Source organism: Aquimarina sp. Aq78 (assembly GCF_900299525.1).
GTDB lineage: Bacteria > Bacteroidota > Bacteroidia > Flavobacteriales > Flavobacteriaceae > Aquimarina.
The window spans coordinates 713376-726498 of sequence record NZ_OMKA01000001.1 but is presented as its reverse complement, the minus strand read 5'-3'; the positions used below and the strand labels follow the sequence as shown (position 1 = coordinate 726498).

Below are 13123 nucleotides of genomic sequence, written 5' to 3'. Positions count from 1 at the left end.
ATTAATTTTCGGTGAGGTTTAGAAACAATTCTTCAAGATTATTCTTGATCATTACCTGGTAAATATTAATATCATTTTTTCGAAGGGAATCTACCAGTACAGGGATTTGGGATTTTTCTTTTACAGAAACCGAAAGAAGGTGTTCTTCATGTTCTATATTTTTTATTTCGAATCCCATTTGAATCAGTTGATCATATGTACGATGTTTATCATCTGTTTCAAGTTCGATTTGTAATTGATCTGATTGCGATGTAGTTAAAGCCTTAACCGTATCTTGAAAAAGCATTTTTCCTTCTCTAATAATACCAACATGTGTACATGTTTTTTCAATTTCACTTAATAAATGACTGGATATAAAAATGGTAATACCGTCTTCTTTGTTAAGTTTTTTTATTAATTCTCTCATTTCGATAATTCCCTTAGGGTCCAATCCGTTAGTTGGCTCATCTAATATCAATAACTCTGGTTTTGAAAGTAATGCTATTGCTAAACCTAAACGTTGCTTCATTCCTAAAGAAAAAGTTTTGACCTTTTTGTTTTTCACACGTAAAAGGTTAACCGTTTCTAAAACTTCATCTATTCGATCTTTCTTGATGTTTCCTCGATAATTAGAGGCAATGAGTAAATTTTGCCTTGCACTTAAATGATTGTAAAGAGAAGGGTTTTCTATTAGTGCTCCTATTTTTGATAGTGTATCAATTCTATTGTTTGCAAAAGGTTTCTCAAAGAGCTTAACATTTCCCGAGTTTTTATTGAGTAAACCTAAGAGAAGTCTTATTGTAGTTGTTTTTCCTGAACCATTTGGACCTAAAAAACCATATATGCTTCCTTTAGGGACTTCTAAATCTAAACTGTCAATATCTTTTTTCGATTTCGAATATGAGAAGTTAAGCTTTTCTGTTTTGACTATTAATTGACTCATTATCTATACATTTCTCTGAAGACGAATCAATGGGTAAGTTGTTACAGCTTATCATATTCTCTTCATGAACTATATAGTTTTATGACTAGTATCAAATGTTCATTCTTTTGATTTTCTTGTAGCAATTTCTATAAACAAGACTATTTCTTGTTTTTTGGTTGCATTTAAGATAATCTTATAAAGTTCAATTGCTTTATTATAGTTTTTATTTCTTTCATGTAGCCAACCTAAGAAGAACATACTTGGAATATGGTTTGGATCCATTTTTAAACATTCCTGGTAATCAGCTTCTGCGTTTTTTAATTCGCTATTAGCAAAATATAAATTTGCTCTTTCCCAAATTAGATCAGTTGTTTTGTTTTTTGAAATGAGAGTAGTAATAGAATCCATTTTTGATTGACTGTATTTCTTTTTCATAGCGAGAATTGATTGTTCTCTTAAATTTTCAAAGAAAAGAAAATAGGCATCGCATTTTTGAATTAAATTTTGCTGCATTTCAAAGAATATTTTTTTCCCAATAATCTCTCCTTGTTCATACTCAGAAATAGAAGAGTTTTTGTCAATGAGCTTATCGAATTCATTTCGATAATTACCAATATTTTGAGTAAAACAGTTTTCTAGCGTATTAATCCCTTTTTTATTGTTTTCTGTAAAACATTTACAAACATCATTACTAAGTTTCTCTTTATACTCTTGCCCATAAATTGATATAGAAATAAAGAAGAGAGATACAATAGAAAAAAAATTATTCATATTTTATTTTTGATAAGTTCAAACTATATATTTTTTGAACCGGTTTATAATGTCACAATTATATCTTATCCTTTTTGTTTAGAAGTTTTTTGCTTTTTTCGTAGCTTAAAATTTAAAAACTCGACTAGTAGTGAGAATGCAATTGTAAAATAAAGGTATCCTTTTGGTATGGTACCAACTTCGCTTTGAAATATCTGAAGGTGGGCTAAATGTGCAGCTTCTGCAATAAGCATAAACCCAATAAGGATTAAAAACGAGAGCCCCAATATCTGGATTGATGGGTGTTTGTTTACAAAGCGCCCTACAGGAGTTGCAAACAGCATCATAATTAAAACAGATACTACCACAGCAATAATCATTAATAATAATGCGTCATTAGGATCATCACTTAATCCATTTGTCATCCCTACAGCTGTAAGGATAGAATCAAAAGAAAAGACAACATTGATTAGGGTAATCTGTACAATCGCATTAGAAAGAGAAGAAGAACTTTTGGCTTGAATCTCTTTTTCTTCCTCACCTTTTTCATCGACTTTTTCATGGATTTCATGAACACTCTTATATAATAGAAACATCCCTCCGCCAAATAGAATTAAGGCTTGACCGCTAATACCAGCTTCTATCCAGGGAAGATTGATATGCCAGAAAGGAGCTTCCATAGCAACTAATAGTGATATACCAAATAATAAAACAACACGCATGATCATGGCTAAGAATAGTCCAATATTGGTTGCTTTTTTTTGTTGTTGATCGGGTAATTTACTAGAAGCCAATGAAATAAAAATGATATTATCAATACCAAGAACAATTTCTAAAAATGTAAGTGTTAATAAAGCGACCCAGGCATCTGCAGATGTAAAAATTTCGAACATTATTTTATTTTTTTTGCGGTTCCACGTTGTTTGTTTGTTGCATCTACCAATCCATATTCAAAGGTATAGATGTTTTTATCAGTAGTTAAGATTTTCATATGTATAGCTTTTTTCTCAGCCATATTTTTGGGAGACAATTTCTGTACAATATATTCACAGTCATTAATCCATCGAATACTGGCTGTGTCAATCTTACCTCTGAAATAATCAATTTCTATAGTATCATTACGAATAAAGGTAGTTGTAATTAACTCGCCATCCAGAAAAGTTTCAAATTCAAAAGTACCTGTATGAAAATCTATACAGTTACGTTCTTGTTGGTAACAACTACTAATAAATAGAGTACAGAAAAATAGTAAAGCAAATCGCTTCATAATAGTTATAAATGAAAAACGAAAATAATTCTATTTCCAGAAAGTTAATAGAAAGGAAGAAAAAAGTTGTTAAGATTTTTTCATGTGATATGAACTAAAGGTTCCATCTGTATAAAAAATAACAATTCTGTCTATTTCATTTTCGGAAGAAATTACTCTTGAAATTTTTTCAAGTGGAGGAGTATTTGGTGCAGCTATATTTTCTTCTGGTGACGACTGCGAAAATAAATCTTGTTTAGAAATTGTGGTTGGAGCAGATGTAGATTGAGAAATAGTAGAGGCATCTGATAAAGGAATTTTTTTCTCAACAGAAACATGTTCAGATTTAGGAAATGTTCCTTTTCCATATAATAACCATTGTAAATCTACATCTGTATATGCATCAACAATCTTCATTACAAAATCAAGGCTAGGTTTGTTTCGCCCACTAAGAATATGAGAAATAGAAGAACGACCTACACCCATGTAATCTGCAAAAGATGAGGCAGATACAGCGTGATAATCCATTATTTTTTGGATTCTTTTACCGAAATCCTTATTGTTTACCATTGTAAACTAGTTTAGAAGTAAATATTGGTTACAAAGGTAAACAAATTTGTTGAAAACAATGGTTTACAATTGTAAACTAACGATATTTAATATTAAACTCTTTATTTAGATTAATGTAGTTAAACACTTGATTTGTAGATATATATTCTATATTACTTGATTAGATTATTTTTTTTGTTAATAACTAGAATACATTTAGAAACATAGTAAACGTTGTTGTTTAACTATGTAAACAAATGAATGAATTTTGAATGTTTACAAATGTAAATAAGATGTTGTTACACTTGTAAACACCCCTTTAGTTTACAAGTGTAAATATTAATCTGATTTGTTATGAATCTTCAGTAAACTATAGTAATTTCGTAGTTTTCTAAAATGAATTAATGGATACTCGTATACTACATAACTGGTTTAATACTTATAAAGAGCCTTCTTTATTTGGACGTTATATTACTCTAGATCATATTTCTCCGTTATTGAATCTTTTGTCTTTGAAGACCGAAATTGAACAAATAGGACTCTCAGAGAATAATGCTCCTATACATCTTATTAAATTAGGGAATGGATCCAAAAAACTTTTGTTTTGGTCCCAGATGCATGGTAATGAAAGTACAACGACAAAAGCTGTATTTGATTTCTTAAACTTCGTTACAGACATCTCAAATGATTCGGCAAAAGCTATTTTAGAAGAGTGTACAATATATATAGTACCTATTTTGAGTCCAGATGGTGCAAAAGCATATACAAGACTTAATTATAACGATGTAGATCTTAATAGAGATGCGCAGCAAAAAACACAAAAGGAAAGTGTAGTGTTTAGTACACTGGTTCAACGTATCCAACCAGATTTTGCGTTTAACCTTCATGGACAACGTACTATTTTTAGTGCAGGAGAAACTAAATATCCCGCTACAGTATCTTTTTTATCTCCAGCAAGTGATTTAGAACGATCTATAACTCCAAGTCGTAAAATAGCTATGGAAATCATAGCAAAAATGAATACAGTACTCCAACAGTGCATTCCAAATCAAGTAGGAAGGTATGATGATGGTTTTAATTTAAATTGTGTAGGAGATACTTTGGCTAATATGGGAGTGCCGACCATACTTTTTGAAGCTGGGCATTATCCAAATGATTATGATCGTGAAATAACCAGAGAATACATATTTTATTCTCTTATAACTTCAATACAATATATAACGACTACTAAAATTATTGGAGATAGATATAAAGATTATTTTTTAATACCAGAAAATGGAAAATGCTTCTATGATATTATTATTAGAGATGTGATGTTAGAGGATAAAAACGTAGATATAGCCGTTCAATACAGCGAAGAATTAATCAAAAATAGTGTGAAATTTATACCAAAAATTGTTAAAATTGATAATCTCCAAAAATTTTACGGACATAGGGAAATTATTGGCGAAAAAAGAACAATACATAACGAAAACGTTACAGTAGAGATAGTTCCAGAGGCTAAGCTGTTAAAATTTCACCTAAACTCTGAATTATTCTTAATAGAATCAGCAAAAAGTTAAAATAAAATGTATGGAAACTGTATTTTTCTGCTAAATTTGCAATGTAAATAATCGGGAAAAATAATAAAAAAACAATATGGCAAAGTTTAAATTAGACGAAGTTGACCACCAGATTCTAGACATGTTGATCGAGAATACACGTACACCATTTACAGATATCGCAAAAAAATTGTTGATTTCTGCTGGTACAGTACATGTGCGAGTTAAAAAAATGGAAGAAGCAGGTATTATTGAAGGATCTTCATTAACATTAGACTATAAGAAATTAGGATATTCATTTATAGCATATGTTGGTATTTATCTTCAAAATACTTCACAAACCAAATTCGTTTTAGAAAGGATTAATGAAATACCATTTGTAACAGTTGCTCATATAACAACAGGAAAGTTTAATATTTTCTGTAAGCTTAGAGCTAAAGATACTAATCATGCTAAGGAGATTATTTTTAAACTAGATGACATTGATGGTGTATATCGTACAGAGACTATGATTTCATTAGAAGAAAGTATTAATGATAAGAAACGATTAATGCATTCTATTTTCCAGGATTTATAAAGGGATATACTAAACAAATATAGAATAAGCCCTTTAAGAAAATCTTAAAGGGCTTATTAATTAAAAAAGCTTTTTATAACCAGGCATGAGATGTTTTAAAAAAATCTCTGCTGTATGTAACAAAAAAGCATATTAACCATAAACAAGTACCACCACACCAATGGCTAGAAAACCAAAAATCGAACGTTTTAATGAAAATGTTCTCGCTAAGTACCAGATATACAATAGTATATTTATAACATTACCTTTTGATACTATAAGTAATACAGGAGTTTTGTTACCACTTTTTAAAGAAGTATGTGAAAAAGGTTATGATCAACATAAAAATCCTACAGAAATTGTAGAAGATTTTTTTTCATTGTATCAAGATAACCCTGTGCCAAAAGAAAAGCATGATTTACTGTTTAGGTTTATCCAGTATATCGAGCGTCAAGTTGTATTATTCGATGCTATAGAAGATGCTGCCTTTCCTGTAGTTAATAATATGGATGGTCGCGGGACTTTAAGAAGTATTAAAGAAGAAGCCCAGGCAAAAGGTAAATTAGAAGAATTGAAAGATTATCTAAGGAGATTTAAAATTCGCCCAACCTTAACAGCGCACCCTACACAGTTTTACCCAGGAACAGTACTTGGGATTATTCATGATTTGGATGCGGCAATTCGTGATAATGATTCCCCTAAAATAAAAAAGCTATTAGCTCAGTTAGGTAAAACAGCTTTCTTCAAGAAAGAAAAACCAACACCTTATGATGAAGCAGTAAGTTTGATTTGGTATTTAGAAAATGTATTTTACCATTCTGCAGGAACCATATATAATTACATCCAACAAAATATATTTGAAGGAGAAGATCTTGAAAATGATTTAATCAATTTAGGATTCTGGCCCGGAGGAGATAGAGATGGAAACCCGTTTGTAACCACAGAGATTACACTAAAAGTAGCAAAACGATTGCGAAAAACAATTTTGATAAATTATTATCGAGATATTCGAGTATTAAAACGAAGAATCACTTTTGGTAATCTTCAGGATAAAATAGCAGTTTTAGAAAATGCATTGTATGATAACTTTTATTATGCAAAAACAGCAGAACCATTATCGGTAGAAACATTAATGAATGGATTGCTTGAAATTAGAGAAGAGTTAATAGAAGAGCATCAATCTTTATTTCTTGAAGATCTGCAAGATTTAATTAATAAAGTGAAAATTTTTGGTTTTCATTTCGGGACACTAGATGTTCGTCAAGATTCAAGAATTCATCATAAAGTACTTACAGAAGTTGTACAGAAGACTAATGAACTGGAATTTGATCTTTTTCCTAAGGAATATGAATCTCTTTCTGAAAACGAACAGATCAGGGTGCTTTCTAACATTAAAGGAAAAATAGATCCCTCTATTTTTGATGATGATATAACAAGAGCAACAATAGAATCCATTTATGCTATCAAAACAATACAGCAAAATAATGGAGAAAGAGCAGCTAATCGTTACATTATTAGTAATAATGGAAATGAACTGAATGTATTAGAAACATTTGCACTGATAAGACTTTGTGATTGGGAGTTTCCTACGGTAGATGTAATTCCTCTCTTTGAAACGGTGCCAGATTTACAGGTTTCACATCAGGTTATGGAGTCTTTGTATAACAATCCAGAATATATGGAACATCTGAAACGCCGCGGAATGAAACAAACTATTATGCTTGGTTTCTCTGATGGCACCAAGGATGGAGGATACCTTATGGCAAATTGGGGAATCTTTAAAGCAAAAGAGGCATTAACTGAAGTGTCTAGAAAATACGATGTAAAAGTAGTGTTCTTTGATGGTAGAGGAGGACCACCTGCAAGAGGAGGAGGAAATACAAATCAATTTTATGCTTCTCTTGGTCCAACAATTGAAGACGAGGAAATACAATTAACCGTTCAAGGACAAACAATTAGTTCTAATTTTGGTACACTGGATTCTTGTCAATATAATTTAGAACAACTGCTAGGAGCTGGGGTAGAAAATGAATTAACTAGTAATGAGGGTAATCTTTTCTCTGTAAAGAATAAGCAAACCATGCAAGAGCTTGCAGATATAAGCTATCAAACATATGTTGATTTCAAAAACCACCCTAAATTTCTACCATATCTTGAGCATATGAGTACATTAAAGTACTATGGGAAAGCAAACATTGGTAGCCGACCTTCTAAAAGAAGTAAAAGTGCAACCTTAGATTTTGGTGATTTAAGAGCGATACCTTTTGTAGGAAGTTGGAGTCAGTTAAAGCAGAATGTCCCTGGTTTTTATGGAGTAGGAACCGCCTTAAAGGCATTTGAAGAAAAAGGAGAATTTGATAAAATAATGTCACTTTATAAAGATTCACCATTCTTTAGAACGTTGATTGGTAATAGTATGATGAGTCTTACTAAATCCTTTTTTGAATTGACTTCTTATATGAAAGAAGATGAGGAATATGGTGCGTTTTGGGACATCATTCATGATGAATACTTGTTAACAAAAAGATTGTTATTTAAGTTAACAGGATATTCTGAGTTAATGCAAAACGAACCTGCAGGAAAAGCATCTATCGATATTAGAGAAAATATCGTATTACCTCTGCTTACTATACAACAATATGCATTGAAGAAAATTCAGGATTTAAGTAGGGATAAAGATGCAAATCCTGAAGATATTGCAATTTATGAGAAGATGGTAACTCGTTCTTTGTTTGGAAATATTAATGCAAGTCGTAATTCGGCATAATTTTTTAATAAAGTACTGTTAAGGATATTATATTATGAAGCTGGAATGATTAAATTTCAGCTTCATTTTTTAACTCATATTATACTTCGTGACAAAGTTTTATAGTGTAATGTGAGTTTATATACTATTACAAATAAATTGGAATTTAATCTATATCTAATACACTATGGTATCACAGTTAAAAGAAGGAGAATTTAACCTGTATTATGAAACATATATTGCTAAAGCGGAGTCGCCTGATATTGTAAAGGGACTAGAAAACGGCCAAAAAGAATTTGTTGATTTTGTGCAATCCATTCCTGAAGAAAAACTTACTCATGCCTATGCAGAGGGTAAATGGACTGTAGCAGAAGTATTGCAACATGTAATTGATGGTGAACGTATTTTTGCATACCGTGCTTTGCGTTTTGCAAGGAATGATAAAACACCAATTATGGGGTTTGAACAGGATGATTATGTTCCGTATTCAAATGCGAATAATTATAGTAAAGAAGAATTAATTTCAGATTTTCAGTCTGCAAGAAGTAACTCTATTTCATTATTCAAAAGCTTCACTGGTGAAATGTTAACCAGGATAGGAGAGGCGAGTGGTAGCCCTATGAGTTCAAGAGCTGCAGGGTATATATTAATCGGACATCAGAAACATCATTTTGAGGTTATAAAAGAAAGATATTTATAAGGTATGACAAAAGAAGAAGTTGCTCAGAATTACTTATCATTTTTAGAAAAAAATGAAGTGAATAAAGTTGTTAGTTTATTTGCCGACGACGGGATTGTAGAATCTCCATTGTACGGAACAATGCCAGCTAGTAAGTTTTATAAAGCTTTGGCAGAAGATACCACTACTTCAAAATTAAAATTTGATGGTTTATTTTCTGAAAAAGACTCAAATAGAATTTCACTGCTTTTTGATTTTGATTGGGAATTAAAAGATGGAAAAAGAGTCGTGTTTAAGGTAGTAGATATTATAGTACTAAATTCTGAAAATAAGATTCAAAAACTTACTATTATTTATGATACTGTTCATAGCAGATCAGCAATAGAAGAGTTAAAAAAGTAATAGGGTAGGTAGATTTATAGTAAATCAATCAAAGTTTTTGGTTCTAGCTCATGTCCACCTGGGTGAGTTCTAAACTCAATTTGTGGCAATATTTGCTGTACCCGTATTTTCTCAGCTTCAACTTTTTCTATTTCAAAAAAAGGATCTTTTTCCCCCAGAATATGAGTGATTTTTGTTTGATCAGTAAGAAAAGAGAAATCTTCTCTAGACAGTTCTTTAGGAAAGCCGCCAGAGATCATGACCAAAGCATCACAATTTATTTTACGACTGGCAATCCATCTACTGGCAATACTTACTCCTTGAGAATATCCTAATACGATTAGCCTTGTATGCTCAGGAATTTCTTCAGATGATAGTATTGCATCAACATATTGTAATACATTTTTGGTTTCTGCCTGGGTGTTTTCTTTGGTTAGCCAACTAGAACCAACCCTTCTGTAGTTATCACCTTTATAATATTTTGATGGAGCCTGAGGTGCAATAAAATAATTATCTTCTTTATTAAGACTTTCAAATAACCGTATGAAGTATCTACTCAAATATCCAATTCCATGAAAAACTAACCAAACATTTTTAGTGCCTGGATGCAGATTATTAAGTGTAGAATATGTGTTTGTAGCAGTGTAAGAGATTTCTTTTTCGGTAGCACTCATATGATATATGATAATAGATCTTTTGTATTTAATTAAGATGAAACCAATCGTCAATAATTGGCCACAAGATATCTCGATTTTTTGTTCTAAAAAAATCAAAATGGCCAATAGTTTTTAGATTAAAATCACTAGGTTTTAGATGTTTTCTGGTCACTTTTGCATTTTTATATACAAGCTCACCTAAAATATCGACTGATTTTTTGGGAGCAAACGAATCATCATCAATACTTAATAAAAGCATAGGCTCTTTAATTTCTTTGTAATACGTACTAGTGTCTTTTTGGGTAAAATATAACATCGAATCTGGGTGTAATAAAAAAATAGCCCAATCTTTGGCTACCCTGGTGGTTAAGGGTTTTCCTAATCCAAACCAACCAGATGGGTAGTATTCTAAAAGGGAGGTGGTAAGTGGTACAAAAAACTTAAAATTAAGATAGATGAGTATTCTCATTTTTAAGGTAAAATGCTTATAAAACCCAAATTGCGAAGCTACAGTAAAGTATTTGTCATAATATTGGTACGCATCACTAAAACCAACACTATTACCACCATAACTATGACCAATCATATATTGTTCGTTTTTAGGAAATTCTTCTTTTGCATGTTTAGAAACTGATTTAAAATCCTGTGCCCAGAATAAAAAACCATGTTCTTTTAAAGATTGAATGCTTTGAGAAAGAGAATCTCCTATTCCTCGATAATCAAAAGTAAATACATTACACCCCCTGGCAACGAGGTATTCTGCAAGTGGGAAATAAATTTTTTGAGGAACTGCTACTGCAGGAGCAAAAACTATTGTTTTGTGATTAGGAGATTTAGGAACAAACTCATTTACCGAAATGGGGTAGCCGTCAGAAGAATGAATAGTGTATGATTCCATATTTTACTGATTTAATATTGCTATTTCTGTTCTTTCAATGGCATTGTTAAGATATTTTGGATCGTCATAAATCTGCATCAATAAAATACCACCCTCGATATCCTGTACCATTTGTTCTGCCAGTAGTAATGCTTTTTCTGTTGAGTGATTCACTTCAAGCAATTGTTGTAGCCCTAAAATAAAATCTCTGAAAAATGATTGTATTTCTTTTTTATATATGGGGTCGAGGTGAATGGTTTCTAATGCTGTGTTTGCCATAATACACCCACCATCTGAAGCTTTGAATAATTTGTCCAGAAGTAGCTTCATTTTTAACACTTTTTCATTAAGAGTTAAAGTGCTACTTTCAATAATCCTAAATAGATTGTAATTAAAATAGCTGTGAACAGTTGCAAGAACTTCTCTAATTAGATCTTCTTTATTGCTGAAATAATAATAAAAATGAGACTTCTGTATACCACAGGCTTTAGAGAGCTCACTCATACTACTGTTTTGAACTCCTCGAGAGCGCAGGATAGGGATTATCTTTTTTAGAACTTCTTCTTTGGATGTTTTTACCTTTGGCATTTTATTGAACGTTCGTTAAAATAATAATCAAATATAGTTAGAATTATTAGATAGCATTGTATATTTTTGGTTTAAATTATAAAGCTTATGAATTTGACACAGGAAGAAGTGCTAGAACAATGTGCTAAGATGTGTAAAAACACTTTAATGGAAACTTTGGAGATTTCTTTCTGTGAAGTTGGTGAAGATTATCTGGTTGCTAAAATGCCTGTGACTCCCAGAGTTCATCAGCCAGATGGTGTTTTGCATGGTGGAGCTATGGTAGCACTTGCAGAGAGTGTGGGTAGTGCAGCATCATTTATTTTTCTTAATGCTAAAGATTTTTATATAAGAGGAATAGAGATTTCTGCAAATCATGTAAAAAGTGTTAAGCAAGGTTATGTATTTGCTAAAGCGGAAATTTTACACCAGGGGCGTACTACTCAGTTATGGGATATAAAGATAAAGGATGAAGAAGGTAGTCTGGTTTCAATAGTTAAGTTGACTACTATTGCACTTCCTAAAACCAAATAGTATGAGCATAGAAGATGTTTATGCTAAAATTGAAGAGCAGTTAGATCAACATCTGCCTTTTGTAGTGTATAGGAAAGCAGATTCTATGACATTACATGCTATTTTTCAAGAAAATGATCAAATATATGAAGTAGAGGATTATACTGTTTCGGGGTTTGTTTTTGCTCCTTTTGATACTTCTGATAAAGCTGTTATTATTCCTTCAGAAAAAAGTAATTATTGCAATGCTACTATTTCATCACAAACTATAAATAAGGAAAAAAGAACTTCAGAGAAATCAGCAGATTCTTTTTTGGTGAAATCTGAAGCTAAAAAAAAACATGTTGAGCTTGTAAAAAAAGGAATTAAAGCAATACAATCTGATCGTTTTAAAAAAGTAGTATTGTCAAGAAAAGAAGAGGTTTTAATACCAAATTCTTTTAGTAATCTGCATATATTTAAAAACCTGATAGACTATTATCCAAAGGCCTTTGTATATCTGTGGTTTCATCCCAAAATCGGTACATGGATGGGAGCGACTCCAGAGACCTTAATCCGGGTAAAAAACAACGATTTTTTTACAATGGCCCTAGCAGGAACACAGCCATATATAAATACTATAGATGTTGATTGGGGAACTAAAGAATTAGTAGAGCAGGAAATGGTTACTTCTTTTGTTACTAATGAATTATCTTCAATTATTAATGATGTACAATATTCTAAAACTTACACACATAAAGCAGGTACACTTTTACATCTACGTACCGATATTAGCGGGGTTTTGGATCATGAAAATTCAAGCATAGAAAAAATAATTAAGGTGTTGCATCCAACCCCAGCTGTTTGCGGACTTCCTAAAGACGAAGCTAAATCTTTTATTCTTACTACAGAAAGATACAATCGTAAGTATTATACAGGTTTTCTGGGGGAACTCAATATGAATAAAGAAGGTGCTGTTAAATCTGATTTATTTGTGAACCTTCGTTGTATGGAGTTAAGTAATGAAAAAGCAATTCTTTATGTAGGAGGAGGGATCACAAAAGATTCTGATCCAGAGAAAGAGTGGGAGGAAACTGTAAAGAAAACAGAGACAATGAAAAGAGTTTTGTTTTAGCCAGGGTTAAATTACTTAAAATTCTGGTGTAAATTAGTTCGATA

Annotated in this window: 15 protein-coding genes; 7 read left to right on the top strand and 8 right to left on the bottom strand. The window is 31.5% G+C overall.

The window, feature by feature from the left end; genetic code table 11:
* Position 1: 1 nt before the first annotated feature.
* The 5 genes from DG435_RS03105 to DG435_RS03085 form a co-directional block, all read right to left on the bottom strand.
* A complete protein-coding gene (locus DG435_RS03105; protein WP_106794612.1) occupies positions 2–922 on the bottom strand; it encodes an ABC transporter ATP-binding protein in 921 nt (306 codons plus the stop codon).
* Positions 923–1021: 99 nt separating this feature from the next.
* On the bottom strand, positions 1022–1675 hold the full coding sequence (locus tag DG435_RS03100) for a tetratricopeptide repeat protein (RefSeq protein WP_106794611.1): 654 nt from the start codon (positions 1673–1675) through the stop codon (positions 1022–1024).
* 65 nt (positions 1676–1740) lie between these two features.
* Positions 1741–2547, bottom strand: coding sequence for a TerC family protein (locus DG435_RS03095; RefSeq protein ID WP_106794610.1), 807 nt, complete (start codon positions 2545–2547; stop codon positions 1741–1743).
* Entirely contained in the window at positions 2547–2921 is a 375-nt protein-coding gene (locus DG435_RS03090; protein ID WP_024769250.1) for a hypothetical protein, read from the bottom strand. Before DG435_RS03090 ends, DG435_RS03095 begins: the two co-directional genes overlap by 1 nt.
* Positions 2922–2990: 69 nt before the next feature.
* On the bottom strand, positions 2991–3470 hold the full coding sequence (locus DG435_RS03085) for a helix-turn-helix domain-containing protein (RefSeq protein ID WP_106794609.1): 480 nt from the start codon (positions 3468–3470) through the stop codon (positions 2991–2993).
* Positions 3471–3853: 383 nt separating this feature from the next.
* On the opposite strand from DG435_RS03085, the gene DG435_RS03080 reads away from it, so the two are divergent.
* From DG435_RS03080 to DG435_RS03060, 5 genes are all read left to right on the top strand, one after another.
* On the top strand, positions 3854–5011 hold the full coding sequence (locus DG435_RS03080) for a M14 family zinc carboxypeptidase (RefSeq protein ID WP_106794608.1): 1158 nt from the start codon (positions 3854–3856) through the stop codon (positions 5009–5011).
* A gap of 76 nt (positions 5012–5087) precedes the next feature.
* Positions 5088–5567 carry an Lrp/AsnC family transcriptional regulator gene (locus DG435_RS03075; RefSeq protein WP_024769253.1) on the top strand — a complete coding sequence of 160 codons (480 nt, stop codon included), beginning with the start codon at positions 5088–5090 and terminating at the stop codon, positions 5565–5567.
* A 160-nt stretch (positions 5568–5727) separates the two neighbouring features.
* On the top strand, positions 5728–8313 hold the full coding sequence (locus DG435_RS03070) for a phosphoenolpyruvate carboxylase (RefSeq protein ID WP_106793920.1): 2586 nt from the start codon (positions 5728–5730) through the stop codon (positions 8311–8313).
* 166 nt (positions 8314–8479) lie between these two features.
* Positions 8480–8992 (top strand): DinB family protein, encoded by a 513-nt coding sequence (locus tag DG435_RS03065; RefSeq protein WP_106793921.1) that lies wholly within the window; start codon positions 8480–8482, stop codon positions 8990–8992.
* A 3-nt stretch (positions 8993–8995) separates the two neighbouring features.
* Positions 8996–9373: a nuclear transport factor 2 family protein gene (locus DG435_RS03060; RefSeq protein ID WP_106793922.1), complete on the top strand. Its 378-nt coding sequence runs from the start codon at positions 8996–8998 to the stop codon at positions 9371–9373.
* Between the two features lie 14 nt (positions 9374–9387).
* Here DG435_RS03060 and DG435_RS03055 read toward each other — a convergent pair whose 3' ends face one another.
* From DG435_RS03055 to DG435_RS03045, 3 genes are read right to left on the bottom strand one after another with little or no spacing between them, the layout of a single operon-like run.
* The gene (locus tag DG435_RS03055) at positions 9388–10026 is read right to left on the bottom strand and encodes an alpha/beta hydrolase (RefSeq protein ID WP_106793923.1); all 639 of its coding nucleotides are present in this window, start codon (positions 10024–10026) and stop codon (positions 9388–9390) included.
* A gap of 28 nt (positions 10027–10054) precedes the next feature.
* Positions 10055–10906: a serine aminopeptidase domain-containing protein gene (locus DG435_RS03050; RefSeq protein WP_106793924.1), complete on the bottom strand. Its 852-nt coding sequence runs from the start codon at positions 10904–10906 to the stop codon at positions 10055–10057.
* 3 nt (positions 10907–10909) lie between these two features.
* On the bottom strand, positions 10910–11473 hold the full coding sequence (locus DG435_RS03045) for a TetR/AcrR family transcriptional regulator (protein ID WP_106793925.1): 564 nt from the start codon (positions 11471–11473) through the stop codon (positions 10910–10912).
* 87 nt (positions 11474–11560) lie between these two features.
* On the opposite strand from DG435_RS03045, the gene DG435_RS03040 reads away from it, so the two are divergent.
* Together DG435_RS03040 and DG435_RS03035 are read left to right on the top strand one after the other, a co-directional pair.
* Complete coding sequence (locus DG435_RS03040) at positions 11561–11986, top strand: PaaI family thioesterase (protein ID WP_106793926.1); 426 nt, start codon at positions 11561–11563, stop codon at positions 11984–11986.
* Position 11987: 1 nt separating this feature from the next.
* Positions 11988–13079 carry a chorismate-binding protein gene (locus DG435_RS03035; protein WP_106793927.1) on the top strand — a complete coding sequence of 364 codons (1092 nt, stop codon included), beginning with the start codon at positions 11988–11990 and terminating at the stop codon, positions 13077–13079.
* Positions 13080–13123 lie beyond the last annotated feature (44 nt).

Bases quoted from the DNA above. Each gene is read 5' to 3' on its own strand.
- DG435_RS03065 (WP_106793921.1), top strand. From the start codon at position 8,480: ATGGTATCACAGTTAAAAGAAGGAGAATTTAACCTGTATTATGAAACA.
- DG435_RS03100 (WP_106794611.1), bottom strand. From the start codon at position 1,675: ATGAATAATTTTTTTTCTATTGTATCTCTCTTCTTTATTTCTATATCA.
- DG435_RS03045 (WP_106793925.1), bottom strand. From the start codon at position 11,473: ATGCCAAAGGTAAAAACATCCAAAGAAGAAGTTCTAAAAAAGATAATC.
- DG435_RS03055 (WP_106793923.1), bottom strand. From the start codon at position 10,026: ATGAGTGCTACCGAAAAAGAAATCTCTTACACTGCTACAAACACATAT.
- DG435_RS03080 (WP_106794608.1), top strand. From the start codon at position 3,854: ATGGATACTCGTATACTACATAACTGGTTTAATACTTATAAAGAGCCT.
- DG435_RS03050 (WP_106793924.1), bottom strand. From the start codon at position 10,906: ATGGAATCATACACTATTCATTCTTCTGACGGCTACCCCATTTCGGTA.
- DG435_RS03040 (WP_106793926.1), top strand. From the start codon at position 11,561: ATGAATTTGACACAGGAAGAAGTGCTAGAACAATGTGCTAAGATGTGT.
- DG435_RS03085 (WP_106794609.1), bottom strand. From the start codon at position 3,470: ATGGTAAACAATAAGGATTTCGGTAAAAGAATCCAAAAAATAATGGAT.
- DG435_RS03090 (WP_024769250.1), bottom strand. From the start codon at position 2,921: ATGAAGCGATTTGCTTTACTATTTTTCTGTACTCTATTTATTAGTAGT.
- DG435_RS03060 (WP_106793922.1), top strand. From the start codon at position 8,996: ATGACAAAAGAAGAAGTTGCTCAGAATTACTTATCATTTTTAGAAAAA.
- DG435_RS03070 (WP_106793920.1), top strand. From the start codon at position 5,728: ATGGCTAGAAAACCAAAAATCGAACGTTTTAATGAAAATGTTCTCGCT.
- DG435_RS03105 (WP_106794612.1), bottom strand. From the start codon at position 922: ATGAGTCAATTAATAGTCAAAACAGAAAAGCTTAACTTCTCATATTCG.
- DG435_RS03075 (WP_024769253.1), top strand. From the start codon at position 5,088: ATGGCAAAGTTTAAATTAGACGAAGTTGACCACCAGATTCTAGACATG.
- DG435_RS03095 (WP_106794610.1), bottom strand. From the start codon at position 2,547: ATGTTCGAAATTTTTACATCTGCAGATGCCTGGGTCGCTTTATTAACA.
- DG435_RS03035 (WP_106793927.1), top strand. From the start codon at position 11,988: ATGAGCATAGAAGATGTTTATGCTAAAATTGAAGAGCAGTTAGATCAA.